Source organism: Streptacidiphilus pinicola (assembly GCF_003258295.1).
Lineage (GTDB): Bacteria > Actinomycetota > Actinomycetes > Streptomycetales > Streptomycetaceae > Streptacidiphilus > Streptacidiphilus pinicola.
This window is the reverse complement of sequence record NZ_QKYN01000114.1, coordinates 68,412-91,377: the sequence shown is the minus strand read 5'-3', so window position 1 is coordinate 91,377 and position 22,966 is coordinate 68,412. Positions and strand designations below refer to the sequence as shown.

Sequence of the window (22,966 nt, the reverse complement as noted above, 5' to 3'; positions counted from 1 at the left end):
TGCCCACGATGGTGAGCAGCCGGCGCAGATGGGGCGGCTGTTCGCTGAGCCGTGACTGTTCGGCGAGGACAAGGCGGACGCCGCGCTCGCCGGCGACCGTGGCCTTGGCCACGATGAGCCCCACCACGAGTGCGTGGCCGATCCGTGCCCGCACCGACTCCGCGAACGCGGGTTCCGCGCCGGCGGTGTCCACGGCGTAGTCGAGGGCCGAGTCGTAGTCGCCCAGTTCGAGCAGTCCGGCGAGGGTGTGCATGCGGTTGCTGAACTCGTGCTGCTGGGCGCGGAGCGCGTCGGTCAGGCCGCGCATCGAGTCGAGTTCGCGCATCATGCCGACCAGTTCGGTCCGGTCGCGGACGGTGACCACCCAGCCGAGTTCGCGCCCGTGCAGTGCGACGGGCATCCGGTTGACGACGAGACAGTGGTCGTCGGTCAGGACGGTGAGGTCGTTTCCGGTGATCGTCCCGGTGAGGACGCGGCGCAGCCGGCCGTCGGGCAGCACGTCGTCCAGGCGCGCGCCGCGCACCTGCTGGTCGGTCAGTCCGAGCAGTCGCTCCGCTTCCTTGTTGATCACCGAGATGCGCTCCCGTGGGTCGAAGGCGATGACACCCTCGCGGATGCCGTGCAGCATGGCCTCGCGGTCCTGCAGGAGGCCGGCGATCTCCTCCAGTTCCAGCCCGAAGGTGATCTTCTTGAGCCTGCGGGCCAGCAGCACGGAGGTGGCCAGGCCAATGGCCAGGGCCAGACCGGCGTAGAGGCCCAGGGTCGGCAACTCGCGCCAGACCTCACTGGTGACCTGCGTCTCCGGGATGCCCGCCGAAACCTCACCGACCAGCCTCCCGCTGGGCCCGTACAGCGGTGCCCTGCCGTTGGCCGACCGGCCGGTCGACCCGGTGTCGATCCCCGCGTGGGTCCGCCCGTCGAGGACAACCAGGGGCTCGGCGACCTGCTGGCCGATGAGGGCGGCGTCGGGGTGCGAATGGCGTATCCGGTTCAGGTCGATGACCACCACATAGGACGCCCCTGAGGCTGCCCTGACCCGCTCGGCGACCGTCTGCACGACGCCACCCGGTACGGCGGGAGCGCCCTGCTCCATTGCCTGCCGGATCTGCGGCTCGGCGGCAGCGGTGCTCGCGATGGCGACGGCGCGCTCTTCGAAGGCGCGGTCGAGTTCCGCGCGCTGAGCCAGGCCCAGCAAGGTGAAGCCGATCGCCCCCGTCACCACCAGGATGACGAGCTGCGCCACGAGAATCCGCCCGGAAAGCCGACGTCCGCGCGGGTACCCGACCCTCGCGGCACCGCTGTGAAGCCACCCTCGCGCCCTGCTCGCTCCCAGCACGTCGCCGCTCCGCCCAGGCCTTGCCACAGATGGCCAACCTCGTCGTCGTCATTATCGCTGAGGAGGACCGATTTGCCCAGCTTTACAGGATTCATGAGCAGAACGAGCAAAATCAGATGAATGCGAGAAAGAGGCGAAATGTCATCAAGAATCCCATTCATTCGGTTTGCCGATCTACCCTCGGCGTATCTCCCCCCCAGAAAGGTCAAGGAGATGCGTCAGATCCAGATCAAACGATCCTCGTCGGGCCGACCATCCACGCCCGAGCCGGACCTTCGGACACCGTCCGGGAAGACGCTGCCGTACTGATGTCCACCAACCCTCTGGCTTTCCCGAGGCCGACACGGTCGACTGCGACCAGCCTCCCCGCACCGCGCCGGGCGATGGCCGTGGCCCGGTCCCTGGCCTGCGAGGCGAGCAGCCTGCGCCGCTTCACCGCTGCTCAGCTGAGCGGCTGGCACGTGTCCGGGCACGAACACGACGCCGCCGTTCTCATCACCGGGGAACTGCTCGCCAACGCTGTTCAGCACGGTCGCTCCCGGATGAGACTCACCCTTGATCTTTACCCCCGGCTGTTGCGTATCTCGGTCGTCGACTACGGATCCCGGCGGGCTCGGCAGGACGGGTCCCAGGACCTGGGTCTGAGAGATTCTGATGGCGCGTCATCGACCGATCTCGACGAGCACGGCCGAGGCCTCGCGATCGTCGAGGCCCTCGCCGATTGGGTCAGTTTCGTCCTGGGTGAGAATGACTGCCAGGTGCGGGCTGGGGTCAGGCTCAGCACGTGGGCCTTCCCTGGTCGCGTAACGATTGACGCAGGAGGCGCGTGATGACGGATACCGCCGCGCTGGCCGAGGTCCGCCGCCTGTACGGGCTGCTGAGGCAGGCCGAGGACGAGATCGCGCTGCTGCGCCAGGATAATGCGCAACTTCGCATCCAACTTTCCGGCCGTCCGGTGCACCCCGGGCCTGCGGATCGCGAGCCGATGCCGTGGTGGCGCGACCGCCGACCGCGTCCCCCGCAGGCCGCCCCTGAATCTCCTGTGCAGACCATACCGTCATCGCGGGTCGAGGCCGTGCTCCCGCACGCACGCAACCGGCGGCCATCGCTCCCTCCTGCGGTCCGGGAGGAGTAGCCGCCGGTGCTGCCCGAGGACGGCAAATCCGCCCACGGCCCGGATCACGCAGCCGAAGTCGGACTGGGCGAGTCGAATTCTGCCTCGTCCTGGTCGGGGGAGTCGAAAGTGGCGGGTGAATCGGGTTCGAGGTTGAGGCGGAAGACCGGCAGGCGCTCGCCCGGCGTGTGTGTCCCGTGAAATCGCACTTTGACACCGACCTTGACGGAGGCGGACCGGGCGCCTTCGATCACCGCCATCACGCGCGGGCCCTCGTCGAGTTGGACCGTCGCGGCGTGACGGGGTGGTTCTTCGCCGCGTATGGAGCCGTGGCGGCGGTTCACCCGGCCCGTTCCGCGGCTCTGCTGCCACCGCAGGTCCGCACAGCCGCAGACAGGGCACAGCAACGCTGCGGGAAAGACCGGGATGGAACACCAGCAGCACCGCTGGAACGACAAAGCGTCCGATTCGGCAGGGGAGCGACGCGGTGAATCCGGCAGGGGCGGGACGCCGGCTTCGCTGCGCGGCGGGTTCGTCTCGGCGTGGCCGACGATCACGGGTCATCGCCTCCTGGTTCGACCGGAGAAGAGGGCCCCGGCGTTCACGATTTCGTTCTCTGCTCGCCGCGCACCGTACGCGCCTGCGTCAGTGGACCGCCAGAGGCGGCACGATTGTGCTCATTGTTGAGTTCCTGAATCCTTTCGCGCTTTCTGCTCGTTCTGCGCGGTTGATTCGGCCTATTTCAACGGACAGAAAATGAGTTAGCCTGCACCCTGCGCCATGCGATCGATTCGGGGCAGGAAAAGGCGCGCTTTTTCGCGTTCGGTCGGTGCAAGGGAGTGGAATTCGTGACTCGGATCGTGATCATCGGTGGTGGCCCCGGTGGGTACGAGGCGGCGCTCGTCGCCGCGCAGCTCGGTGCGGAGGTGGTGGTGGTCGACCGCGACGGCTTGGGGGGAGCGTCGGTGCTGGCCGACTGTGTGCCGTCCAAGACGCTGATCGCGACAGCCGAGTTGATGAGCACGTTCGGATCCTCCCGCGAAGAACTGGGTCCGGTCGGGACCAGCCCCCTGTCCCACGTCGGCGCCACCCGCGGGCAGGGCGTCGATCTCGCCGCGGTGAACCGCCGCGTCAAGCGGCTCGCGCTCGCCCAGTCCCACGACATCGCCGCCTCCGTCACCGCGGCCGGCGTCCGGATCGTCCGCGGTCGCGGACGGTTGCAGCCGGCACCGACGCCGGACGGCACCCATCGGGTGGCCGTTGCCGCGGCGGACGGGGTGACCGAGATCCTGCCCGCTGACGCCGTCCTGATCGCAACCGGTGCCCGCCCGCGCGCGATCCCCGAGGCACGTCCGGACGGCGAGCGGATCCTGAACTGGACGCAGGTCTACGACCTGGAGGAGTTGCCCGAGGAACTGATCGTGGTCGGCTCGGGCGTGACCGGGGCCGAGTTCGCCGGGGCCTACCAGGCGCTGGGCTCGAAGGTGACGCTGGTGTCCAGCCGTGATCGGGTGCTGCCGGGAGAGGATCCGGACGCCGCCGCGGTCCTCGAGAACGTCTTCCGGAGGCGTGGGATGAACGTCATGGCCCGCTCCCGGGCGACGGCCGCCCGGCGGGTGGGCGACCGGGTGGAGGTGACGCTGGCCGACGGCCGGGTGATCACCGGCACGCACTGCCTGATGGCGGTCGGATCGATCCCCAGCACCGCCGGTCTGGGGCTGGAGGCCGCGGGAGTCCAGATCGAGGAGTCGGGACACATCCGGACCGACTCGGTCTCACGCACCAGCGCGCCGGGCGTCTACGCGGCGGGGGACTGCACCGGGGTGCTCGCGCTCGCCTCGGTCGCCGCAATGCAGGGTCGGATCGCGATGCACCATTTCCTGGGGCACGCGGTGGCCCCGCTCAACCTCAAGGCGGTGTCCGCCAACGTGTTCACCGACCCGGAGATCGCCGCGGTCGGCTACAGCCAGGCCGATGTGGACAATGGCACCATCGACGCGCGAGCGATCACGCTGCCCCTCCCGCGCAATCCCCGGGCCAAGATGCAGAACATCCAGGACGGCTTCGTCAAGCTGTTCTGCCGTCCAGGCACCGGCATCGTCGTCGGCGGGATTGTCGTCGCACCACGGGCCGGCGAACTGATCCACCCCGTCTCGCTCGCGGTCGACAGCAGCCTCACCGTCGAGCAGGTCGCGAAGGCCTTCACGGTGTACCCGTCGCTGTCCGGGTCGATCGCCGAGGCGGCCCGGCAGCTGTCCGGACGAGGAGTGTGAGGACGGGCCGCCCCCGTGCGGCCCCACCATGACCGCTCACCCGCCCGGGTCCTGGACAGCCCCGGGCGGGTGAGTGACCGTACAAAACGGCGCCATCCGACACCGGGCAACACTCACGGTGGTGCCCGCCGGACGCGGCGAAACGCCTTCGTGCCCGAACAAATCGGGGCGGACGTAGAATTCGGCTAAGTGCGCGTCTGAAGTGCTGCCGCTCGGTGGTGGCGGAAGATGGGGCACGTATGGCGCTCGGACGCCGACAAGGCGGGATCGCGCGACGTGGCCTGCTCGGGCTGACAGCCCTCGCGGGAGCGCTGCTGGCCGTGCTGGTCGCGGTCGCTTTCGGAGTGCTGTTCTGGTCGGTCCACGACATGCGGCAGGCCAACCTGGCCGTCCGGCAGTCCGTAGCCGCGGAAAACCAGGCCCGTCTCGTCGACAACCTGGTCCTCGACGTCGAGACCTACCAGCGCGCCTACGTCATCAGCCACCTCGCAGTCTTCCTCCAACCGTGGCAGACCGCCCAGGGGCACTTCCCCGCGCAGGCCCAGGAACTCATCCAGATCAGTACCACGCCCGCCCAGCGGCAGCTGGCACAGCAGATCGCCCAGAGCGGCCGGTCCTACATCCACGACTACTCGATCCCCGTCGTCGCCCTGGCACAGAAGGGCGACCCGCGCGCCAGCAGCGCAGCGGTGACCCTCGACGGCAAGCGGCGCGTCGACGCGCTGCGGAGCCTGTTCGACACCTACACCACGACCGAGGGCGCCACCGTGACGGCACGTGAGGCCACCGCCGACTCCGACGCCGGTCACGCGACCGCCGCCGCCACTGTCGGCATCGCGGCGTCGGTCCTGCTCATCGCCGCCTACTCCGGATACATGACCCGCGTCATCGTCTGGCCGGTCCGCCGAGCGGCCCATCTGGCGACCCGCCTGGCCGAAGGCGATCTGTCCGCGCGGATGCCGCGCACCGGCGCGCTGGAGATCGGGCAGCTGGAATCGGCGTTCAACACCATGGCCGAATCCCTGCAGAACAGCATGGACCAGGCCGAGGAGGCGCACCGGAGGCTCCGGCTCCTCTACGACGCCGGCGTCGCCGTCGGCACGACCCTCGACGTCTCCCTGACCGCGCAGGAACTGGTAGCGGTCGCTGTCCCCAGGTTCGCCGACTTCGCCACCGTCGACCTCGCCGTGTCCGTCCTGCGCGGCGAGGAGCCGGCCGCCGCCGATGCAGCGCCGCTGCAGCGTGTGGCCCGGGAGGGAATCCGGGAGGACGACCCGCTCGACAGCGTCGGTTCCCTGATCCGGCCGGCGCTCCCCTTCCTGCGAGACCGCCTGTCCGGCTCGGGCGCGGCCCATGTCGCCGATCTGCGGGCTTCCGCCGAGTGGCGCGTCGCTAACCCTCAGGAAGCGAGCAGGATCCTCGACTACGGCATGAACTCGCTCATCATCGCGCCGCTGCTGGAGCAGGGCGTGCTGATGGGCACGGTCACCTTCTGGCGACACGGCACCAGCCGACCGTTCGGCAAGGAGGACGTCGCCGACGCGGAAGAGCTGGCGCAGAAGGCGGCCGTCGCCATCGACAACGCCCGCCGCTACACCCGGGAACGCGAGACAGCGCTGACCCTGCAGCGCAACCTGCTGCCCCAGCAGATGGCCGAACAGCCCGCCGTGGACATCGCCTACCGCTACCTCCCCACCGGCACACGCGTGGGAGTCGGCGGCGACTGGATCGACGTGATCCCGCTGTCCGGCACCCGGGTCGCCCTCGTCGTCGGCGACGTCGTGGGCCACGGCATCCACGCCTCGGCCACCATGGGCCGGCTCCGCACGGCGGTGCGGACCCTGGCCGACGTCGACCTGCCACCCGACGAACTGCTCACCCAACTCGACGACCTAGTCATCCACCTCCCCGGCGCCGACGAGGCGACCGTCGGCGAACAGGGAGCGACCTGCCTCTATGCGATCTACGACCCCACCTCCTGCCGCTGCGTCCTCGCCAGCGCCGGCCACCCGCAGCCCTTCGTCATCGCCCCCGACGGCGCGGTGACAGCGGTGCGAGGACACGTCGGCCCGCCACTCGGCGTCGGTGGCCTGCCGTTTGAGACCACCGAACTGGAACTGACCCCGGGCAGCACCCTGGCCCTGTACAGCGATGGCCTGGTCCACTCCCGTGAGCTCGACCTCGGGGAAGGCCTCGACCGGCTCCGCGAAGCCCTGGAATCGATTACCTCGCTCGGCCTCGACTCCCCGCAGTCGCTCGACCGCGCCTGCGGCGCCGTCCTGGACGCGGTACTCGCCGGCCCTCAGGCCGACGACGTCACTCTCCTGCTGGCCCGCACCCGCGCGCTCTCCAGCAACCAGGTCGCCACCTGGGACGTCCCCCCGGGGCCCGAGCACGTGGCACGCATCCGCGCACTGGCCACCGACCAGCTGGAGACATGGCAGCTGGACGAGGCCTCATTCGTCACCGAACTCGTCGTCAGCGAACTGGTCACCAACGCCATCCGCTACGGCACCCCGCCGATCCAGCTGCGGCTCATCCGCAACACGCCGATCGACGGTTCCACTGCGGGCGCACTCATCTGCGAGGTCTCCGACGGCAGCAACACCGCACCCCACATGCGCCGCGCCCGCACCTTCGACGAGGGCGGCCGCGGCCTGCTCCTGGTCGCCCAGCTCACCCAACGCTGGGGCACTCGGCACAGCACCGCCGGCAAAACCATCTGGTGCGAGCAGACCCTGCCCATCGCCGGCGCATGAGTCCACGGCCCGTCCCGCTGCGCGAACTGCCGGACCCGGAGATACACCAGGCCGATCGGGCTCCCGACGAACTGCCACGGATGCCGTGGCCGTCGGCTGGGCCGTCCGCGCGCCCTCGTCTCCATCCGCTGGCCCTACGGCGACGAGGGTGTGGCCCGTGGCCGGTTGCCACTTGGTGAGGGCTGGACTCGGCGGCGGACCAGTTCGTGCATGGTTGACCGACTCGCCCAACACACCTCGGAACGGATCAAGGTCTTCGACGTCATCGCCACGATCCCACCGCAGCACACACCCGCAGTCCACAGGCGATCACCGAAGTCGTTCGCAGCTCAGCGTGATGTGATCACTGCGAAGATCCGGATCGCGAACAACTGTGAGCATTCGCAAACAAGCGTGTGCAGTCACAGCCCCCGACGTTGGCGCCGTGTCCCGGACTTGCACGAACCCCTGCCTGAAGCAACACTTGTCTTAAGCAAGGCTTCGCAGGGTGGCTCCGCTGCCCTGTCCTCTGGGAGGTGGTCGATGACCGTCCCACTTGCAAGGCTGCGGGACGCGGGAGTAGCGGTGCGGCTCGACGCGATCGGACGCGGGAGTCTCGGCCGGTTCGCCGGCACTCATCAGGTGCAGGGTGCCAGGACGAACCCCGTCGTGCTCAAGGCGGCGGTCGAGTCGAGCGCCCTGTACGACCGGGAGATCGCGGAACTGGCGCTGACCGGTGTCGGGATCGGGGACGCGATGCGTTCACTGACCGCGTGCGACGCCCGCTGGGCCTGCGACGTGCTGCGTCCGGTGTTCGACGCGACCGGCGGGGTGGACGGGTGGGTGTCGATCGAGATCGACCCGCGCCTGGCCCACGACGAGGCCCGGATGCTTGCGGAGGCGCGGACGCTGTGGCGGCTGGTGGACCGCCCCAACCTGCTGACGCAGGTCCCCGCCACCGAGGCCGGGCTGAGAGCGGCCAGTGCCTGCCTCGCGGAGGGGATCTGCGTCGACGTGACCTGGATTTTCTCCCCGGGCGCCTACGCGCGGGTCAGGGACGCGTTCCTGACCGGTCTCGAACGGGCCGTCCGCAACGGGCGCGGCCCGGCGCGTATCGCGTCGCTGGCCTCGTACGAGGTCGCCCCCGTCGACACGGCCGTCGACGCCCGGCTCGACCAGTTGGGCACCTCGCGTGCCCGGCACCTTCTCGGCGATGCCGCCATCGCCGGTGCCCGCCTGGCCTACCAGGGTTTCGAGCGGATGCTCGCCGGCCCCCGTTGGAAGGCACTGGAGCAGGCGGGAGCGCGGCCGCAGCGTCTGGCCTGGACCTCCACGAGCATCGAGGACCCCGCCTACGAGGACACCCGCTACGTCGAGGGCCTGGTCGCCCCGGACACGGTGTGCACCATGTCGCAGGCGCTGCTGTACGCGGTCGCTGACCATGGCCTGGTCCCGCAGGACTCGGTCCACGGCCGCTACCCGGCCGCCCGCGAGGTCCTGGACGAACTCGACTCGGTGGCCGTCGACCACGGCGCCGTCACGCGTACCCTGCAGCGCCGTGCCCTGAGCGAGGCGGGCGCCCGCTGGGCCTCCCTGGCGGAGCTGGTCGGCACCCTCATGAACGGCCAGGTCGCCCGCCACAGCGCGGGCACACCCACCCGCGTGGGCACTGCCACCGGCGAGTCCTCCGTCTGACGAGGCGCCCGCCGGCGCACCAACTCAAGATCGGGGCCGGCCGACCGATCGGCCGGGTCGGCCCCCTGTTCCAGGAGGGCGATCATGCTGACGTTCGCCACCTCGGTCTACCCGCCGCTGGCACTCGGCTTCTTCGGCCTGGGCACCGGCTACCTCATCTACGGACCCCACGAGCTGTTCGGCTATCCCGGCAAGAGCGAACGGGCCGACCGCGCGCTCGGCGTCTGGGGCGTGTGGATGCCCGGCTTCTGCCAACTGCTCACCGGGCTGATCCTGTTCATCGGCCTGACCTGGTTCCAGGTCTTCGCGAAATCCCCGCCGCTCTACATGGCAGCGCTCGCGTTCTCCGCCTATGGCATCCACTGGTTCGCCATAGGGATGAACAAGTACCGCGACAGCGACCCGCACACCAACGCCGGCATGTCGGTCGCCTACATGGTCATCTCCGCCATGGGCGCCACCGTGTTCTTCAAGGTCGCGGACTGGCCGGTCGGCCTGCTGTTCCTCGGGCTGTTCGCGATCTACCTCAGCGACTTCTTCGCCTCCATCGGCGTGGCGCTGGGCAAGCGGGCGCTGGGCTTGTTCCACCTGGTCACGGGCGCGTGGCTGATGTACCTCACCTACGCCGTGGCCGTCGACTTCTCCCTCGGCTACCACTGGCGCGTCTGACCCGCCTGGGCGGGTAAGAGACATCTCAGAGCATCAAGGAGGCGGCCATGGCCGAGCACGAGCGGTCGGGGGAGCCCCAGGGGCCGCGGACCGGCGCTCCGGAGAAGTCCAGCGTCGGTGTCCACGGCATCACCGAGACGGTGAAGTACGCCCGCGAGGAGATGGGCCCGGTCCGCGGCGTGCGGACACTGCTCGCACTGAACCAGGTCGACGGGTTCGACTGCCCCAGCTGTGCCTGGGGCGACCCGCCGCCCGGTGAGCGCAAGCACGCGGAGTTCTGCGAGAACGGCGCCAAGGCGGTGGCCTGGGAGGCCACCCGCAAACGCGTCGACGCCGCGTTCTTCGCCGCCCACCCGATCGCCGAACTGCGCGAGCGTGACGGCCACTGGCTGGAGTCCCAAGGACGCCTCACCGAACCGATGCACCGCGCACCGGGCGCGACCCACTACGCCCCGATCACCTGGGACCGCGCGCTGCGCCTGACCGCGGACCGGCTGCGGGAGATGGAGGACCCGAACCGGGCCGTCTTCTACACCAGCGGCCGCACCAGCAACGAGGCCGCCTTCGTCTACCAGCTCCTTGCCCGGCGGCTGGGCACCAACAACCTGCCGGACTGCTCGAACATGTGCCACGAGTCCAGCGGCGCGGCCCTCTCGGAGACCATCGGCGTGGGCAAGGGCGTGGTGACCCTTGAGGACATCACCGACCACGCCGACCTGATCATGGTGGTGGGCCAGAACCCGGGCACCTGCCACCCGCGGATGCTCACCGCCCTGGAGCAGGCCAAACGCCGCGGCGCGAAGATCATCGCCGTGAACCCGCTGCCCGAGGCGGGCTTCGGACGCTTCCACAACCCGCAGAACGTGCGCGGCCTGGCCGGACCCGGCACCCAGCTGACCGACCGCCACCTGCCGATCCGCATCAACGGCGACCTCGCGTTCTTCGCCGGGCTGTGCAAGGCCCTGCTGGCGGACGAGGAGGCGGCCCCCGGCTCGGTGCTGGACCGGGACTTCATCGACCGGTACTGCGACGGCTTCGAGCAAGCCGCCGAAGCATGGCGTGCCCTGGACTGGGCGCGGATCCAGGAGCTCAGCGGGCTGTCCCGCCGGGCGATCGAGTACACCGCGGCCGACGGCATGAACGCCGCCAACGTCATCGTCTGCTGGGCGATGGGACTGACCCAGCACCGCAACGCCGTGCCGACCATCCGGGAGATCGTCAACTTCCTGCTGCTGCGCGGCAACATCGGCCGCCCCGGCGCCGGACCCGCACCAATCCGCGGCCACAGCAACGTCCAGGGCGACCGCACCATGGGCATCTGGGAGAAGATGCCCGACGCCTTCCTCGACAAGCTCCGCGACGAGTTCGGCTTCGACCCCCCGCGCGCCCACGGCCTCGACACCGTCGACTCCATCCGCGCCATGCGCGACGGCAAGGTCGAGGTGTTCTTCGCCCTCGGCGGCAACTTCGCCGCCGCCACCCCCGACACCACCGTCACCGAACAGGCGCTCGCTAACTGCAAGCTGACCGTCCACGTCGCCACCAAACTCAACCGCACCCACCTGTGCGTCGACGGCGGCGAGGCGCTGCTGCTGCCGTGCCTGGGCCGCACCGAGCGCGACCTGCAGGACGGCGTCGACCGGTTCGTCACGGTCGAGGACTCCATGGCGATGGTCCACGCCTCACGCGGCAAGCTGCTGCCTGGCTCGCCGCAGCTGCGCAGCGAGGTCGCCATCGTCACCGCCCTCGGACGGGAGCTCTTCGGCGACGCGCTCGGCTGGAGCGCGATGGGCCGCGATTACTCGGTGATCCGCCGTCACATCGAGCACGTCGTCCCGGGCTTCCACTCCTTCGAGGCGCGGGTCGCGCAGCCCGGCGGCTTCATGCTGCCGCGCGGACCGCACGACTCGCGCACCTTCCCCACCGCGACCGGCAAGGCGCGCTTCATCGTCAACCCGATCACCGCCGTCGAGGTCCCGGCCGGGCGGCTGCTGCTGACCACGGTCCGCTCCCACGACCAGTTCAACACCACCGTCTACGGCTACGGCGACCGCTACCGAGGCGTCAAGGGCGGACGCCGCGTCGTCTTCCTCAACGACCACGACCTGCACGACCTCGGCCTGGCCGACGGGGATTTGGTCGACCTCGTCAGTGACTACCCCGACGGGGAACGCCGCGCCCCGGGCTTCCGCGCCACCCGCTACCCCACGCCACGCGGCTGCGCCGCCACCTACTTCCCCGAAGCCAACGTCCTCGTGCCGCTGGACTCCACCGCGGAGATCAGCAACACCCCCAACAGCAAGTCCGTCATCATCCGCATCGAACCCGCCCACGCGCCAACGCGCTGACACCAAGAGGGAGGCCCGGTATGGGACTGTCCATGGGTGACCGCCGCGCCTTGGACGACATCGAACGGCGCCTGACGGCCAGCGATCCGCGCCTGGCCGCCCGACTCGGAACGCTGAGCAGGTCACGGCACGGCGCCGCCGCCGTCCGGGGCGCCCTGTGGCGGCACAGTGCAGCGGTCGCCTGCTGGCTCACCGTCGCGCTCGCGGTGGCGATGTTCCTCCTTGCCGCCGCACTCCACGCCGGCATCCTCGCGGGCGTCGGCGTCGCGATCCTGCTCACCGGCGCAGTGACCGCCTGGTGCCGCTGGGCCCAACGCCCAAGCGACACGCACGCCCCACGTGGCTAACCCGGCCCTGCCCTGAGGTGCGTTTGCCTCGCCCGAGTGAATCTTCTTCGTCGAGGCGGCACGGCGCTACCGGGGATGTCCGAGGGCTCCCTGCGAGCGTACTCAGCGCCCGAGGCCGGGGAATACGGTGCGGCATGCCAGGTGTGCTCTCCGCCGGTAGGCGCGATCGGGTGGGGTCGGCACCTGTCCGTCAAGATCGGTGCCGTGAAGGGGGGGTGGGCTCGGCCGGTTCGTCCTCGCCGGCGATCGCCGTGCCCCCGAGTGGCGGGCTTCGTCCGGTGGCGCCGTCACAGCTGGTCGGGGCCCGGTCGGGGCGTTCTCGCCCTTGTCACAGGTGGAAGAGTGCCTCGGCATTGTGATGCGCGATCTTGGCGCGGTCGGCGGGCTCGGGGACGGCGGCGAGGAGTTGGTCGATCGCTGCCGCGTTGGGTTGGTGGAAGGGGTAGTCGGTGGAGAAGAGGACCTTGTCGGGGCTGGTGAAGTCGAGGGTGTGCCGCAGCAGCCGGGTCTGCGTCATGCCGCTGTTGGTGATGTGGATGTTCGTCTTGATGTAGTCGGCGACCCGGCGTTCGAGGTGCTTGGCGGCGTGGGTGAGGCTGTCGGCCCGGTCCATGGCGAAGAGCAGCATCTCGCCCCAGTGGCCGAGGACGAGCTGGAGGTCGGGATGCCGGTCGAAGGCCCCGCTGAGGATCAGGCGCAGGGCTGCTAGCCCGCTGTCGGCGTGCCACCCCCAGCCGTAGGTTGCGAGCGCGAGGTCGATCTCCTCGCCCAGGCCCCGGTAGGAGGCGTCGCGGAGTGCCTCGGTGGGGATCTGGGGGTGGATGAAGATCGGCTGGTGCAGGCGGGCCGCGGTGGCGAGCAGGTCGTCGTAGGCGGGGTCGTCCAGGGTGAGGGCACTGGAGCGTCCGTGGATCATGGTGCCGACATGGCCGAGCTGGGTGGCGCACCGTTCGAGTTCTGCCGCGGCGGCCTGCGGATCGCTGGTCGGAAGGGTCGCGAAGGCGCGCAGGCGGTCCGGGTGGGCGCGGACGGCGTCGGTGGCCTCGTCGTTGGCCTCCCGTGCGAGCGCGACGGCCTCGGCGGCGGGGAGCGGTTGGGTGGCGGGGGTGACCACCGACAGGATCGAGATGTCGATGCCGGCGGCGTCCATCGCCTGGATGCGGCCCTGGCCGATGTCTTCGAGTCGGCGAGGGACCTCGCCCTGGTTGTTGTGGGCGGTGCTCTCGTCTCGCACACCGGTCGGAAGCCGGTCGAGTGCGTCGCGGATGCGGGCGCTGTTCCAGTGCTCTTCGATAGCGATGATCTTCACGGTCTCGGTTCTCCGGGATGTCGGCGACGAGGTCGGAAATCTCACCAGTTGACGGGCTGGCCCTGGCGGTCCAGATAGTGCAGTCCGCCCTTGCCGGCGTGTGCCTCGATCGTGTCGACGACGCCGGGGATGCTCTCCTGGATGGTCAGGCGCGCGCTGGGGCCGCCCAGGTCGGTCTTCACCCAGCCCGGTGCCATCAGCAGCAGGGTGCGCGGGTCGTCGCGGTGGCGGGCGGCGAAGCTGCGCATGAGCTGGTTCAGCGCGGACTTGCTGGCCCGGTAGACCTCGAATCCGCCGTTCGTGTTGTCGGCGACGCTGCCCTGCCCCGAGGACATGACCCCGATGGTGCCGCTCGGCGGGACCAAGTCTTGCAGTGTTTCCACTGCGCGCATCGGGCTCAGCGCGTTGGTCACCATGACGTGCACGAAGTCGTTGGTGGACACGTCAGTGAAGGTCGCCGTGGGGTCGGTGGTGTAGTTCGTCCCGGCGTTGACGAACACCAGGTCGAAGCTCTGGCGGGCCAGGCGCCCGTGCAGCGCCACGAGCTGGCCGGGATCGGTGATGTCCACGTCCTCGACAGTCAGCCGGCCCCCCGACGATGCGGCCAGGTCGCGCAGTGCGGAGGGGGTCCGCTCCGTTGCGGTGACCCGCCAGCCGCGGCCGAGGAATTCCGCGGCCAGCGCGTAGCCGAGTCCGCGGGACGCGCCGATGACCAGAGCCTTCTTTTCGTTGTCCGTACTCATGACTACTCCTTGATCGCTGGAGGGTCGACTCGGGCTCTCGCGGGCCCAGATTCACGCGTGTCGCCCACGCCTGCTCGCCGACCGTCAGCCGGCGGTCGTAGGGCTCGCGAGCGGTGAGGTTGCCGGGGCTCAGGCCTGTGGCAGGGCCGCCGCGCGTAGGACGGGGCCGCGCGGCATTGCGGCCAGGTGGGGGCCGGCACGGCGATTAGCTATCAATCGATATCCAAATCTAGGGCGCGCCGAAATATATGTCAAACGATAGGTATCGATCGATATGGGAGCTAGGCTGGTGGGGTGGATGACAGGCAGAGCGAGCAGCTCTTCGAGCTCGCCGACAGAATCCTGGCGGTGGGACGGCACATCGACGCGGCCAAGGAGGCCGATGCCGAATCGGGCACCCCGATCGAGGGGGCCGTGATGCGGTACGTCGACCGGCATCCCGGCGCGACCGTCGGCGCAGCCGCCGAGGCCACCCGGATGATCTCCAGCAACGTCAGCAGAGCCGTTCGAGGTCTGGAGCAGAAGGGCCTGCTGCTGCGGGCATCCGATCCGCACGACGCCCGCCGGGTACGCCTCTACCCCACACCGAAGGCAGCGGAGAACCTGCAACGGCTCCGCGACACATGGACCCGCTTGCTCGACGGAACCATCGCCGACCCCGACGAAATCGACATCTTGATCGCCGCCCTGCGAACCATCGAGACGCGGATCGTTGCCCGGGCCCAGGGTCGGGACGCCACGGGGCGCGCCTGACACCCGCGCTGCGTGCGGACATGCCCAAGTTTCGTAAGGGGCAACCGAACCGATAGCCCATCACGCGTTGATAGGGTGTCGCGTCATGACACATGCGAACAGCCCTATCTCACCAGTCATCGACGACCTGTGGGAACACCGCACCGAGCTCTCCCCGCGCGATCAGGGAGCCCGCCACCACGTTGTGGAGGCGGTGGATCTTTTGGATACCGGAACCGCCCGGGTGGCACATGTCGACGCAAGCACCGACGAGGTGGTCGTCGACGAGCGCGCCAAGCGTGCTGTACTGCTTTCCTTCAAGGTGCTGGAGATGACCGAGAGCCAGGTCGGGGAGTTCCGCTACCACGACCGCACCCCACTCAAGAAGAGGCTCGGCGGCGTCCGCATGGTCCCGGGCGCCATCGCCCGCTGGGGTAGCTACCTGGCCCCGGGTACAGTGCTGATGCCGTCCTTCGTCAACATCGGCGGCTACGTCGACGCGGGCTCCATGGTGGACACCTGGGCCACCGTGGGCTCCGCTGCCCAGATTGGCCGCAACGTCCACCTGGCAGGAGGCGCCGGCATCGGCGGCGTACTCGAACCGCCCAACGCCGCCCCCGTCGTCGTCGAGGACGACGCCTTCATCGGGTCACGTGCGATGGTCGTCGAAGGCGCCCGGGTTCGAAAGGGCGCCAAGCTCGGAGCTGGCGTGATCCTCACCAAATCCACCCGCGTCTTCGACGCCGAAACCGGCGACGAACTGCCCCGCGGCGAAGCCCCCGCCTGGTCCGTATGCGTCGGCTCGACGCGCGTGAAGAAGTTCCCTGGCGGCGAGTTCGGCCTGCCCTGCCTGCTGGTCCTCAAGCGCCTGCCCGAGGGCAGCGGCCACGACAAGCTCGCACTCAACGAGATTCTCCGCGACCACGGCATTGCCGTCTGAGGCCATTTCGAGGCGGCAGGCAAGCAGTGGCGCGCCCCATGTGCGGGCCTGGCAGCTGCTTCGGCGACGACGTCGATCCGCTGAGCGGTCAGGATGAAGCGGAACCCGGTGCGCACGAGTTGTTGGTCGTCCGCGATCACGACCCGCAGGGCTTCGGTCACCGCTGTCCCTCCTGCGCCGGCTGCTGGTGCGCCGCGTGGTCCGGGTGCGTCGGCAGGACCGCGCGTACCGGAAGCCACCGGTGGGGCGCTACTCGGCGAGAACCGTGCCCTGGTAGAGGGCGAGGCGTGCGCGCAGGCCCGCGAGACCGTGGCCGCTACCGGGGCGAATGGCTGTGCCGGGCAGGCCCCCGGTGTCGGCTACGTCGACGGCGGCCGGCGCGTAGGTGATGGTGATCTGCACGCTCGCTCCTTGCGCGTGTTTGATCGTGTTGGTCAGGGCTTCTTGCACCGCTCGGTAGGCGGCCAGGTCGGCGCCGGGTGGCAGGGTGACCGGCGTCCCCGTGACGGTCAGGTCGATCGGCAGGCCGGTGCGGCAGACCCGCTCCGCCAATTCGGTGACGTCGGCCAGTGTGGGCTGCGGGGTCAGGTCCGCAGTGGTGAGTTCGATCTGTCCGCCATCCTGGCGCACGGACCCCAGCTGACCCGATGACGAGGGGAACGGGCTGGACAAGGGTCCGCGTGGTCACTCAAAAGGGTGAATCAATCCGGGTTCGGCACCGAGGGCGCACGCGGCCCGGACCGGAGCGGCACCCCGGACTTCACATGCCGCCCCGGGATACGCTTCGGCGCGGGCCTGGTGCCACCTTCCCCGTGAGTGGCAACACGCCGATCCCCGCAACGGCTCGACACCAGCGAAACGCGTACGCGGCCCGTCGCCTCAGGGTCGATGCGGCAGCTGATTTTCAGCCCCAGAGAGCCGGTCCGGCAGCGCAGGTCGCCGGGGGGCGAGGTGCGGGGCGGTTGCCGGCTTGACAGCGGCCCGGTCACACGGGCGTGGGCATGGTGTAGTCGTGCCAGTCGTTCGGCTACTGGCCGACGTTCAGGCCGCGCAGCTTGGCCAGCACGGACGGATCCTGGGCCTCGAGCCAGTGGACCAGCTGGCGGAAGGAGACCATGCGGACGTCGGCGAGGGCGGTGATGTCGCGCAGCGCGAAGCCCTGTCCCGGACCAACCGCCTTGAACGGCCCGACACCCGAGGTGTGCCAGCCGGTTATGCACGGCACTGCCGCGCTTCGAAGCGCCCTGCGACACTGAGCCGGCATCGCGTGGTGCATCCACAACAATCTGGGGAGGACTTGTGGCGAAGAGCTGGATCCGGCGCGTGCTCGGGGTCGGCGTTCTGGCGGTGACGCTGGTCGGGCTGGGCGCGACGATGGCGAGCGCGGCCGAGGTGACGACGGCACCGAAGGGGGCGCAGGCGAGCGGCGTGGAAGTTGCTGGCTGACGCCTGCCTGGAGAGCAGTTCCCGACGTGATCCTGACGCACTATCACGTGCTGCGGGCTGGCCGCTCCTCAGCTCCTCGGTAGGAAGAATGAGCGGAAGCGGCCAGGCCCGAAGCGACTTCACTTTGGAGAGCAGACGCTGACCCACGGACGCGTCTCCGCGATGCGGGATGCGACGTCTCTGGCCGCGTGTGGCCAAGGGTGGACGGTGGCGACAGTCTTCTGCCGCGGTTCGAGTTTGTCCTCGAACGGCCTTCCGCGCTCCCGGGGGCCCCCGCGCTCGCCGCGTCAGCCGCCATGTGCGTACCCGCAGCACACCCCACCAGGCGAGACGGCAGGCCCACACTCCGACCCTGGCGCACGCGAGCGCCACCGCGATCCGATCGACCCACGGAGCGTGGGTGACCACGTGCGCGAGGAGTGCGCCGAGCAGCGCGAGCCACAGCAGGCGGTCTGCACGCGCAGCAGCCGACCTGACGGGGGGCGGACAGGGGGCAAGGGGATTTCCCGGTGGGTCACGGCAGGGATGTGCCCATCATGCACGATGCCGAGGGAATGCCGGACCGGGCACCGGCTGCCAGCAGCCCCCTGGGTGGCATTCCTCGGATTCGGTCGGCCGCTGATCGCCCGTCACTCAGTCCCTGGAGGCGGTCAAGGAGTTGGCGTCCGGGTTGTACGTCCGCCCGGTGGCCGTGGCCACCCCCTGCTCTCGAGCCTCGCGGGTGCTCTCGTGCTCCTCTCACCCGCCCCGATGCCGCATCGCAAGCATGCCGTTACCCATGGTGACAGGATGCGTTGTATGGCGACGACAACCCGGCGGCCTCTTCCGTTCCTGACGCACACGGGCGCTGCGGGGTGCTGCGCCCGGTCGCTGGCTCCGCTTCTTGCCTGTTACGGCTTGGCCGTGCTGCTGCCGGGCCCCGGGCAGACCGTGCGGAGCCTTGAGGTCGCCGTGCCGGTCTCGGGCGGGCGGGTGAGTGCGCAGACGGTACTTCTCGCGATGATGTTGTTCGGTGCGGGGCTGAGCGTGCGGGTGGCGGCGCTGGGTGCGGTCGCGCGGCGCCCTGGGCGACTGGCTGTCGCGGTGGTGGTGAACGCGGGCTTGCCGGCGGTCGTTGTCCCGGTTCTGGCGGTGGGGTTGGTGCGGTGGAACGATCCGTCGGAGGCCGAGGCGCTGGCTGCGGGGATGCTGCTCATGGTGACGATGCCGGTCGCCGGGGGTGCGGTGTCCTGGGGGCAGCGCGGGCAGGCGAACATGCCGCTCATCGTCGCGGCCGTGGTGGGCTCGACCCTGCTCAGTCCAGTGACGATTCCACTCGGGCTGCGGTTGACCGGCCGGCTGCTGGGCCCGTCGGGGGCAGGTGCCCTCGACGACACGGACACCCTGTCCCATCTGGCCACCAGCGGTGCGGGGGCTTCGCCCTGGGCGCGGTGGTGGTGCCGTGCACGCTCGGCCTGGCGGCTCGGGCTGTGATCGGCGAGGCCCGGGCCCGCGCCGTGCTCCCCTGGGTCAAGCGCCTGAACTTCGCCATCACGCTTACCGTGAGTTATGTGAACGCCGTGGGCGCTTTCGCGCAGTTCCGGCGCCACCCGGACGCGGACCTGGCCGCACTGGCCCTGGCCGCGGCCCTGGCGGTGTGTGCGCTGTCCTTCCTGGCCGGTGCGTGGTCCGGGCGGCTCACGCGCAGCACGCCACCCGACGCCGACGAGACCAGCGAGCCTCTACGCCGACCGGTTCTTCGCCAGCATCTTCCGTTGTACCCGCCTGCCTTGCGCTACTGCGAGGGGGAGGGCACGCAGCCCGATCAAGGGGAGGGCGTCCGCCAGGCGGACCTGGAGTCCGCGCCAGCGCGGTATTGCGGTGACGGGGCGTGGCCGGTCCAGCACCTTGCGCACCGCATCGACGACCCCCTCGGGCGTGAGCAGCTTGCCGGAGAAGGACAACGCCGAGGCGGGGTCGTCGAGTTTGTCGTGCAGCATCGGCGTCCAGATGCCGTCCGGGCAGACGCACGAGATGTCGATGTCTTCGATCCCGGCCAGGCGCAGGTCAGCAAGCGTGCTCAGGCTGAATCCGATCGCGGCGTGCTTGGACGCGGCATACACCGCCTCGCCCGGGACCGGGGTCAATCCTGCCAGTGACACGATGTTGACGATGTGCCCGCCGGTTCCCCGCATGGCCTCGATCGCGGCGACGGTGCCGTTGACGGTGCCCAGCGCGTTGACCTCGATCATCAGGCGGCGTACGTCGGGCGCCTGCTCCCAGGCGGGCCCTGTGACGAGTACGCCCGCGTTGTTGACCCACACGTCGAGACGGCCGGCCTGGGCCAGGATCAGGTCCCGCGCCGCGGCCTCGTTGACGTCGGTGACCAGCACCCGGTGGCCGCGTGCGACCAGGGCTGCGGCGATCAGCCTGCCAAGGCCCCGGCCCGCCCCGGTGACCACCGCGCCGGCAGGGGCGCGGTTCATCGCCGACCGCCCTTGATCTCGCCGTAGGCGATCCCGCCGTGGACGTAGGTGGGCACCACCGGCCAGAACCGCCTCCACGGGGCCAGTTCGGTCGAGGGCAGGATCTGCAGCCAGCGCGGGTCCGCCTTGCACCGGTCGGCGAGGGTCTTCTCCTTGACCATCGAGTCGTACTGGTCCAGGGAGTCCTCCAGCGTGTTGGCGTTGGGGCAGATCTCGCGGCCGAAGACTTCGTGGTAGCGTCGCACGCCGGGGATCTTGGACAGTTCCGGCTGCCAGTTGTCCAGCGAGATGCCGTTCTCGGAGGACACCCACACGCCGTCGGGGGTGTTGAGCACCAGCGAGTGGTTGCCGTCGGTGTGCCCGGGGGTCCACAGCAGGGCGACGCCGGGACCGAGCTCGATGTCCCCGTCGAAGGTGACGAACTTGTCCGGGTCGACGCCGCCGAGTCCGCCGTCCACGTACCAGGCCCACTGCATCGGGTGCAGGGACTGCAGCGTCGCGAGTTCGCGGCTGTGCACGAGCATCCGGGCCCCGCCGAGGAGCGGCTCACGGGGCACCTGCTCGCCCGCGATGACCTCGGTCGAGCCCAGGATCATCCGCGGGTCCTGCACGTGCAGGTGGTCGAAGGTGCAGAAGTCGATGTCGTCCAGGGTGAGCCCGAGTTGGCGCAGCACGTCTCCGGGCTCGGCGTAGTACCTCAGGACCGTGCGCTCCAGCAGCCTGCCGCCGGGGACCTTGGCGGTCAGCTTCTGCAGATTGCGGTAGAACGGCGCCTGGGCGGAGCCGTCCGGCACGGTCGGCTCGAAGACCAGCGTGCGTGCCCGGCCGCCCCAGTCGTCGTACTGCACCACGATCATGCGGTTGATCATCGAGATCAGCGGGAGCGTGGGCACCGAGACGGCATCGTGGAAGGCGTACTTCACCGGGTACGGAGCCGCGGCGATGTCGACCGACTTCACTGCGCGCACCTGCCCTTGGGCCTTGAAGCGCTCCTTGTACGCCGCAGCGGCCTCGCGGACCGTACGCAGCCGTTGGCCACGCGGCCACACCTCGTGGACGCCGTCGAACTCCGGGATCGGCCGTGCGCCGATCCCGGCCAGGTGGTCGGTGCCCGCTGTCGTCATGAGCCACTCCTCGCAGTCGTCGCCGGGGCAGCAGCATGCCCTCCCGAGCCGCGCGGGATTTGTTCCAGCGCGACAAACTCAGGCGGCGCCGCGCACCCTGCGCCGAACCTCACGGGGAGTGGCGTCCTCCCACCGCCGAACGGCGTGGCTGAGAGCGGACTGGTCGCTGAATCCGGCCATCGCGGCCACCTGCCCGAGAGGGAGGTCGGTCGTGGTGAGGTAGCGCAGCGCGAGATCCCGCCGTACGTCGTCGAGGATCTCCTCGAAGCCGGTCGACTCCGCGGCGAGGCGCCGCTGCAGTGTGCGGGGATGCATCGACAGGAGCCGCGCGACAGACGCGATCATCGCGGGGGCGGCGCCGACGCTTGCGGTCAGTACTCGCCGCACCTGTGTGGAGACCAGGCGTTCCGGATCGGTGTGGTGGTCGGCGAGGTACTCGACGGCGAGCCGCCTGATCGTCGCGTCCGCGCTGTCGAACTCCTTGTCGAGCAGCCGTCGTTCCACCCGCAGCGCGGCGGTCGGGCATCCGAACTTCACGTCCGCGCCGAAGAACTCGGTGTAGCGCGACACCGGCGAGAGAGGCTGGTGCGGCAACTCCACCGACCGTAGCCCGGCCAGGCTGCCGACCAGAGCCAACGCGACGTGATGGAAGAGGCCGAGCCCGAGCTCCATGGCCTGAGGGGAGTACGGCGACTCGCGCAGATCCTTCCGGTACGTCAACGCGACCACTTCCCGGCGTCCCCGCGGGTCCGGCTCCACGCCCACGCTCAGCGCCGGGCTGTGCACGAACATGAACCGCGAGGCGCACTCCAGCGCCTGAGCCACCGTGGACGACGCCTGGACGGCCAGCGCCAGTCGGCCGAGGACGCTGAGATCCTGGGCGCACGCCAGGCGCAGGCCGAAGTCCGGGCAGCGAAGCTCGCGGGCAACCGTGTCGAGCATCAGGTCGTGGCTGGTGATCGGGACGATCCCCTCCTCGGAGGTGAGCGCCCGCGGCGGGATCGCGAACCGCTCCAGGAACTCCCTAGGGTCGCCGCCGAGCTCTTCGACAAGGCATGCGAACCCGCGCAGGCTGGCACCCCGAATCATCGCACCCACCAAGCGATGCTATCCGCAGGCCGGTGGAGATCCCTCCCGGCGGCGGCATGCCCGAACACGACCACGGCCCGTGTCAGATCGTCCTGGTCCCGCTCGCGGGCCCGATCGAAGTCCACCACGACGGTCGGACCACCACCCTGTCTCCCGGTGGGACCGCCCACGTCGGAGTCGGCGCATGGGTGCGTCTGGCCAATCCCGGCACCGAACCGCCGTCCGTGGTCGTTGCTCGGCATGGTGCTGGCGATCTCCTTCCTGGAGGCACCGTTGAAGTTGCGAGCGCCCGGCGTGACGATCCCGATCGGACTCGGCATCGGGCGCCTGGTACCTCGTCGTCGCCGGGCACGGCACCATGGGCACGGCCGAAGGGCCCGCGGCCTTGGGACCGCGCTCGGCGTCGCCGCCGCCACCCTCGCCCTCAACATCGCGGGCCAGGGCACCGGCGCGGCCCTGGCCGGCGAGGCCGGGCAGGGCGCGAGTGCTGAACGAGCCCCCCGCTGGCTGGTCCGCTCGCCCGGGGTCGCTCCGGCTGATCCACGGGGCCGCCACCGGATAGTGCGCGCACCGATATGCTCTGTGGCAGATATATCGA

The 22,966-nt window shown here is 70.0% G+C and carries 22 protein-coding genes and 1 pseudogene; 13 read left to right on the top strand and 10 right to left on the bottom strand.

Features of this window, described 5'->3' with window-relative positions; translation table 11 throughout:
• Nucleotides 1–1,243, bottom strand: a 1,243-nt coding sequence (locus DN069_RS27800; RefSeq protein WP_243639809.1) for a PAS domain-containing protein, incomplete at its 3' end; no start/stop codon positions are given.
• 122 nt (nt 1,244–1,365) lie between these two features.
• Here DN069_RS27800 and DN069_RS27795 point away from each other — a divergent pair.
• Nucleotides 1,366–2,166 carry an ATP-binding protein gene (locus DN069_RS27795; RefSeq protein WP_111505492.1) on the top strand — a complete coding sequence of 267 codons (801 nt, stop codon included), beginning with the start codon at nt 1,366–1,368 and terminating at the stop codon, nt 2,164–2,166.
• Nucleotides 2,166–2,471 (top strand): hypothetical protein, encoded by a 306-nt coding sequence (locus DN069_RS27790; protein WP_111505490.1) that lies wholly within the window; start codon nt 2,166–2,168, stop codon nt 2,469–2,471. Before DN069_RS27795 ends, DN069_RS27790 begins: the two co-directional genes overlap by 1 nt.
• Before the next feature lie 44 nt (nt 2,472–2,515).
• Here DN069_RS27790 and DN069_RS27785 read toward each other — a convergent pair whose 3' ends face one another.
• The gene (locus tag DN069_RS27785) at nt 2,516–3,007 is read right to left on the bottom strand and encodes a Zn-ribbon domain-containing OB-fold protein (protein WP_111505488.1); all 492 of its coding nucleotides are present in this window, start codon (nt 3,005–3,007) and stop codon (nt 2,516–2,518) included.
• 228 nt (nt 3,008–3,235) lie between these two features.
• Between DN069_RS27785 and DN069_RS27780 the strand changes: the two genes are divergently transcribed.
• From DN069_RS27780 to DN069_RS27755, 6 genes are all read left to right on the top strand, one after another.
• Nucleotides 3,236–4,723 (top strand): NAD(P)H-quinone dehydrogenase, encoded by a 1,488-nt coding sequence (locus tag DN069_RS27780; protein WP_111505486.1) that lies wholly within the window; start codon nt 3,236–3,238, stop codon nt 4,721–4,723.
• Between the two features lie 239 nt (nt 4,724–4,962).
• Nucleotides 4,963–7,482, top strand: a complete 2,520-nt coding sequence (locus tag DN069_RS27775; RefSeq protein ID WP_111505484.1) for a SpoIIE family protein phosphatase — start codon at nt 4,963–4,965, stop codon at nt 7,480–7,482.
• A gap of 522 nt (nt 7,483–8,004) precedes the next feature.
• Nucleotides 8,005–9,156: a transaldolase gene (gene tal / locus DN069_RS27770; protein WP_165845662.1), complete on the top strand. Its 1,152-nt coding sequence runs from the start codon at nt 8,005–8,007 to the stop codon at nt 9,154–9,156.
• A gap of 84 nt (nt 9,157–9,240) precedes the next feature.
• Nucleotides 9,241–9,825: a hypothetical protein gene (locus DN069_RS27765; protein WP_111505480.1), complete on the top strand. Its 585-nt coding sequence runs from the start codon at nt 9,241–9,243 to the stop codon at nt 9,823–9,825.
• A 47-nt stretch (nt 9,826–9,872) separates the two neighbouring features.
• Nucleotides 9,873–12,173 (top strand): FdhF/YdeP family oxidoreductase, encoded by a 2,301-nt coding sequence (locus DN069_RS27760; protein ID WP_111505478.1) that lies wholly within the window; start codon nt 9,873–9,875, stop codon nt 12,171–12,173.
• Nucleotides 12,174–12,193: 20 nt separating this feature from the next.
• Nucleotides 12,194–12,520 (top strand): DUF3040 domain-containing protein, encoded by a 327-nt coding sequence (locus DN069_RS27755; RefSeq protein ID WP_111505476.1) that lies wholly within the window; start codon nt 12,194–12,196, stop codon nt 12,518–12,520.
• Between the two features lie 328 nt (nt 12,521–12,848).
• On the opposite strand, the gene DN069_RS27750 is transcribed toward DN069_RS27755, so the two are convergent.
• Both DN069_RS27750 and DN069_RS27745 read right to left on the bottom strand, forming a co-directional pair.
• On the bottom strand, nt 12,849–13,829 hold the full coding sequence (locus DN069_RS27750; protein WP_111505474.1) for an amidohydrolase family protein: 981 nt from the start codon (nt 13,827–13,829) through the stop codon (nt 12,849–12,851).
• A 41-nt stretch (nt 13,830–13,870) separates the two neighbouring features.
• On the bottom strand, nt 13,871–14,572 hold the full coding sequence (locus DN069_RS27745) for an SDR family NAD(P)-dependent oxidoreductase (RefSeq protein ID WP_111505472.1): 702 nt from the start codon (nt 14,570–14,572) through the stop codon (nt 13,871–13,873).
• A gap of 294 nt (nt 14,573–14,866) precedes the next feature.
• On the opposite strand from DN069_RS27745, the gene DN069_RS27740 reads away from it, so the two are divergent.
• A complete protein-coding gene (locus DN069_RS27740) occupies nt 14,867–15,325 on the top strand; it encodes a MarR family winged helix-turn-helix transcriptional regulator (RefSeq protein ID WP_111505470.1) in 459 nt (152 codons plus the stop codon).
• 85 nt (nt 15,326–15,410) lie between these two features.
• Nucleotides 15,411–16,244, top strand: a complete 834-nt coding sequence (locus DN069_RS27735; protein ID WP_111505468.1) for a 2,3,4,5-tetrahydropyridine-2,6-dicarboxylate N-succinyltransferase — start codon at nt 15,411–15,413, stop codon at nt 16,242–16,244.
• 53 nt (nt 16,245–16,297) lie between these two features.
• On the opposite strand, the pseudogene DN069_RS42940 reads toward DN069_RS27735, so the two are convergent.
• The 3 genes and pseudogenes from DN069_RS42940 to DN069_RS27720 form a co-directional block, all read right to left on the bottom strand.
• A pseudogene (locus tag DN069_RS42940) lies at nt 16,298–16,405 on the bottom strand (DNA-binding response regulator); the annotation flags it as partial.
• Between the two features lie 88 nt (nt 16,406–16,493).
• Complete coding sequence (locus DN069_RS27725; protein WP_111505466.1) at nt 16,494–16,874, bottom strand: sensor histidine kinase; 381 nt, start codon at nt 16,872–16,874, stop codon at nt 16,494–16,496.
• Nucleotides 16,875–17,271: 397 nt separating this feature from the next.
• Nucleotides 17,272–17,469, bottom strand: coding sequence for a hypothetical protein (locus DN069_RS27720; protein WP_111505464.1), 198 nt, complete (start codon nt 17,467–17,469; stop codon nt 17,272–17,274).
• A 74-nt stretch (nt 17,470–17,543) separates the two neighbouring features.
• Between DN069_RS27720 and DN069_RS40355 the strand changes: the two genes are divergently transcribed.
• The gene (locus tag DN069_RS40355) at nt 17,544–17,690 is read left to right on the top strand and encodes a hypothetical protein (RefSeq protein WP_165845661.1); all 147 of its coding nucleotides are present in this window, start codon (nt 17,544–17,546) and stop codon (nt 17,688–17,690) included.
• 903 nt (nt 17,691–18,593) lie between these two features.
• Nucleotides 18,594–19,163 carry a bile acid:sodium symporter family protein gene (locus tag DN069_RS40350; RefSeq protein WP_243639811.1) on the top strand — a complete coding sequence of 190 codons (570 nt, stop codon included), beginning with the start codon at nt 18,594–18,596 and terminating at the stop codon, nt 19,161–19,163.
• Nucleotides 19,164–19,411: 248 nt separating this feature from the next.
• Here DN069_RS40350 and DN069_RS27710 read toward each other — a convergent pair whose 3' ends face one another.
• The 3 genes from DN069_RS27710 to DN069_RS27700 form a co-directional block, all read right to left on the bottom strand.
• Nucleotides 19,412–20,131, bottom strand: a complete 720-nt coding sequence (locus tag DN069_RS27710) for an SDR family oxidoreductase (RefSeq protein WP_243639805.1) — start codon at nt 20,129–20,131, stop codon at nt 19,412–19,414.
• A 20-nt stretch (nt 20,132–20,151) separates the two neighbouring features.
• Nucleotides 20,152–21,279: an MBL fold metallo-hydrolase gene (locus DN069_RS27705; protein WP_111505458.1), complete on the bottom strand. Its 1,128-nt coding sequence runs from the start codon at nt 21,277–21,279 to the stop codon at nt 20,152–20,154.
• A gap of 78 nt (nt 21,280–21,357) precedes the next feature.
• Nucleotides 21,358–22,368: an AraC family transcriptional regulator gene (locus DN069_RS27700; RefSeq protein WP_111505514.1), complete on the bottom strand. Its 1,011-nt coding sequence runs from the start codon at nt 22,366–22,368 to the stop codon at nt 21,358–21,360.
• On the opposite strand from DN069_RS27700, the gene DN069_RS42935 reads away from it, so the two are divergent.
• Nucleotides 22,335–22,859: a cupin domain-containing protein gene (locus DN069_RS42935; protein ID WP_133260057.1), complete on the top strand. Its 525-nt coding sequence runs from the start codon at nt 22,335–22,337 to the stop codon at nt 22,857–22,859. The genes DN069_RS27700 and DN069_RS42935 overlap by 34 nt on opposite strands.
• Nucleotides 22,860–22,966: the final 107 nt, after the last annotated feature.

What these genes read in the sequence shown, in the direction of transcription:
- DN069_RS27795 (WP_111505492.1), top strand. Translation starts at nt 1,366, where the DNA reads ATGGCCAACCTCGTCGTCGTCATTATCGCTGAGGAGGACCGATTTGCC.
- DN069_RS27790 (WP_111505490.1), top strand. Translation starts at nt 2,166, where the DNA reads ATGACGGATACCGCCGCGCTGGCCGAGGTCCGCCGCCTGTACGGGCTG.
- DN069_RS27775 (WP_111505484.1), top strand. Translation starts at nt 4,963, where the DNA reads ATGGCGCTCGGACGCCGACAAGGCGGGATCGCGCGACGTGGCCTGCTC.
- tal (WP_165845662.1), top strand. Translation starts at nt 8,005, where the DNA reads ATGACCGTCCCACTTGCAAGGCTGCGGGACGCGGGAGTAGCGGTGCGG.
- DN069_RS27765 (WP_111505480.1), top strand. Translation starts at nt 9,241, where the DNA reads ATGCTGACGTTCGCCACCTCGGTCTACCCGCCGCTGGCACTCGGCTTC.
- DN069_RS27760 (WP_111505478.1), top strand. Translation starts at nt 9,873, where the DNA reads ATGGCCGAGCACGAGCGGTCGGGGGAGCCCCAGGGGCCGCGGACCGGC.
- DN069_RS27755 (WP_111505476.1), top strand. Translation starts at nt 12,194, where the DNA reads ATGGGACTGTCCATGGGTGACCGCCGCGCCTTGGACGACATCGAACGG.
- DN069_RS27745 (WP_111505472.1), bottom strand. Translation starts at nt 14,572, where the DNA reads ATGAGTACGGACAACGAAAAGAAGGCTCTGGTCATCGGCGCGTCCCGC.
- DN069_RS27735 (WP_111505468.1), top strand. Translation starts at nt 15,411, where the DNA reads ATGACACATGCGAACAGCCCTATCTCACCAGTCATCGACGACCTGTGG.
- DN069_RS27705 (WP_111505458.1), bottom strand. Translation starts at nt 21,279, where the DNA reads ATGACGACAGCGGGCACCGACCACCTGGCCGGGATCGGCGCACGGCCG.
- DN069_RS42935 (WP_133260057.1), top strand. Translation starts at nt 22,335, where the DNA reads ATGCGAACCCGCGCAGGCTGGCACCCCGAATCATCGCACCCACCAAGC.
- DN069_RS27700 (WP_111505514.1), bottom strand. Translation starts at nt 22,368, where the DNA reads ATGATTCGGGGTGCCAGCCTGCGCGGGTTCGCATGCCTTGTCGAAGAG.